The 2,842-nt window shown below is 38.4% G+C and carries 4 protein-coding genes; 1 reads left to right on the top strand and 3 read right to left on the bottom strand.

From position 1 onward, the window contains the following. From INF73_RS21870 to INF73_RS21880, 3 genes are all read right to left on the bottom strand, one after another. Nucleotides 1-514 (bottom strand): FimD/PapC N-terminal domain-containing protein (locus INF73_RS21870; RefSeq protein ID WP_193547338.1); only part of this gene is annotated, 514 nt, incomplete at its 3' end. Between the two features lie 9 nt (nt 515-523). Then, nucleotides 524-1,237: a molecular chaperone gene (locus INF73_RS21875; RefSeq protein WP_193547339.1), complete on the bottom strand. Its 714-nt coding sequence runs from the start codon at nt 1,235-1,237 to the stop codon at nt 524-526. Nucleotides 1,238-1,289: 52 nt separating this feature from the next. After that, nucleotides 1,290-1,835, bottom strand: a complete 546-nt coding sequence (locus tag INF73_RS21880; RefSeq protein WP_193547340.1) for a fimbrial protein — start codon at nt 1,833-1,835, stop codon at nt 1,290-1,292. A gap of 342 nt (nt 1,836-2,177) precedes the next feature. Here INF73_RS21880 and INF73_RS21885 point away from each other — a divergent pair, with 342 nt between their 5' ends. Next, a complete protein-coding gene (locus tag INF73_RS21885; protein WP_193547341.1) occupies nt 2,178-2,708 on the top strand; it encodes a fimbrial protein in 531 nt (176 codons plus the stop codon). Nucleotides 2,709-2,842: the final 134 nt, after the last annotated feature.

Genomic DNA, 2,842 nt, shown 5'->3' on the forward strand with positions numbered 1-2,842 from the left:
CCTGATATTGCATGAGGAGTGCAGGAATACCATCATCCCATTCCTCTTGCGGCACTCCATTAACAGTCTCATCTATTAAGTCTATTTGAGGAATTGATATATTTAGCTCTAGTTTTGAGAAATCTAATTCCGCAACAGCATCCTGTACTTGATCGTTAATAGCAACGCACTTTTTTGTCAATGCATTGTCCTTAGCATTAGCTAATATCTTATCAATATTGATGCCAAATTTTTTGTAATCAGAATAAGTTAAGCATGGATATAATTCTTTTTGCTTATTCAATTCAAAACGAATATCTTTAATGTATGTTTTTTTCTGATTAATGTTAATCGTTACACGATAAACACCAGCAGGTTGAAAACCTTTACTCATTTCGGTCGTATCTGCAATGGGGATTTCACCATTTACCGCTTGCAATAGACTTGGGTCAAAATACTCCTTTGCAGACGTAGTTTGACCAAAAGTACCTAATACAAATGAGATTAATGACCATTTAAAAAAATTTGGCCGCATGTTTTATAATTACTCGACAGTTTTCTTAAATTTCTCAGTTGTTCCTCCGAACTCCGTTATACCATCCCATGCAACCATTGTTTGAGGAGAAACATTATTTTTCATTTCATATGTCTGGTAACCATAGGGTGGAATTACAGTATTATTCTTAACAACATCGACTTTGATATTTTCAGAACCTATTTGGATACTGCCCAATACAGCATAGAAAGCAGTGTTATTCTGTACTTTGACAATCTTACCATTATGCGTCCACGTTAATTTCTGAATTGCATCTACAGAACTGCCTTGCAACCCCTCTGGACGGAAGAACAGCTTTATCCGATTGTTAATCGCAATAACCATCCTGTTTTCAATTTGCGACTCATCATCACTGAGACCTGGGACACCTTTAACATTTAACCAAAATAAACTTTCGCGATCCTGGGGTAATCCATTGCCGGTATAAAGAACACGAATAACGTTATCACTTTTAGGAGCCAAACGAAAAAGGGGAGGGGTAGTTACAAAAGGTAATTTTTTTTGAGTTTGATTATCACCATCATCTACCCATGCCTGCACCAAGTAGGCTCTGCTTTCATCACTGTGAACAGTGACAGAGGCATCACCATCTTTTGCGTTATAAACTAGTCTGTCAGCATTAAGGGTTAGAGCAGCATTTGCCATCAAGCTATAAAAAGAAACGACAAAGGCTAATAAGGAAAATATATTGAAATTTTTCATTGGCTTAATAAATAATAATTTATGAGTTTGGAATTCGTTTATGCCGGAAAATTTAAAGTCGTTCTAATTGAACAGTCACTGAGGTTTGGAATTTTCCTGCAGTCGGTTCCATGCCTCTCATTTTGAAAAGTTTGATACTTACTGGCATCGTACTACCCACAGATGGATCGTTAACAAAGTTTACTATCTCCGTATTTGGCGTTATTTGTTCCCCAAAGTAATATAAGCCGATGCCTACCCCCTGCGCGGCGTCATTACCGTTTAAACTGTTACTTACAGCATTTATATTTCCTGAAACTGTCCCGCCAACAAACTTGAAACCGACATTATTTCTATTACAAGCATTACCGGATAATGAAATACCGACAGTATCAGCGCTGTAATGATCAACGTGTTCGGTCATATAACCCAAATCGTCAAGCTGGGTACCATGGAGAGTGACTGCGGGGGAAGTTAGTGCCACGCTACAATTTTCTTCATGGCTGCTTTTCACAATCCCCGCAACATGAACTGTACCTGATACATCAACGGGGGCAGCCTCGGCAATTGCACTTAAAAACAATGGTACCAAAGCCATCTGAATATCAAATTTTTGCATATAATTCCCTTAAGGTTAATCATAAAAGTTATTGCCTTCCCGGTGATAAGGCTAAGGAAATTATTTCAAATTCACAACAAACTATATGTTACAAGTCTTAATTTGGATTTTTATGTCTTTAGTTATCTTTTTCAGAACAGATAATCAGATTTAAAAATACGATATATCCTCTTAAGGTCATGAAAATCATCACATCAAGTAACTAAAATAAATTAGTTTCGCTAAGTTGATCAGCATCACAGTTTCTAACAAAAAGTACTAGCATAGCGCGATAAGACGTCTAAAGCTTAATACACCCAGATCTAACCGTATCGAATGATGACATTCAGAGGAGAGAATTGCATGAGAAAAATACATGCATATTTAATAAAAACTGTATACGTGGCTTGCCTGACTAGCATAGGTTCTTTGGCTTATGGGGCTGATGGCACTATTCAGTTTACAGGTAACATTACAACCGATGCCTGCACTGTAGACGCCACATCAGCTGGTACACAAACAGCCAACCTTGGAACTATCGCTTCCACAGCATTCACAAGCAGTGGAGATGCAGCAGGTTCAGCCCCGTTCCAGATCCTTTTAACTGCTTGCCCTGCGACAGTCACTAGCGTATCCGTAAGATTTAATGGAAATACCGATGCTTCCGACGCCCGTCTTCTGGCGCTTGATAGCGGTGCAACTGCAACAGCAGTTGGGGTGGGTATTTATGATGATGCAGGAACAATTATCCCTATGCAATCAGACTCAAAAACCTATCCCGTTACAACGACAGGTGCGACATTGAACTTTGAAGGACGATATGTGTCAACAGGACCTACCGTAGGCCAGGGTACGGCAAATGCCACAACAGAATTTACTATTCAGTACCAGTAATTACTGAATTTGTCCCCTTACTTGGCAGAGTAAGGTTGTGGTGAAAAAATGATTATAGAAACTAATACCGAGCTTTGATATGATTAAACGTTTTGTTTTATTATTTTCATTGATTTTAATGACAGGAAAAAGTT

The organism is Enterobacter cloacae complex sp. P6RS (assembly GCF_014982245.1).
In the GTDB taxonomy this organism is placed as follows: Bacteria; Pseudomonadota; Gammaproteobacteria; order Enterobacterales; family Enterobacteriaceae; genus Enterobacter; species Enterobacter bugandensis.

Coding starts and splice junctions, on each gene's coding strand:
- INF73_RS21875 (WP_193547339.1), bottom strand. CDS start 1,237: ATGAAAAATTTCAATATATTTTCCTTATTAGCCTTTGTCGTTTCTTTT.
- INF73_RS21880 (WP_193547340.1), bottom strand. CDS start 1,835: ATGCAAAAATTTGATATTCAGATGGCTTTGGTACCATTGTTTTTAAGT.
- INF73_RS21885 (WP_193547341.1), top strand. CDS start 2,178: ATGAGAAAAATACATGCATATTTAATAAAAACTGTATACGTGGCTTGC.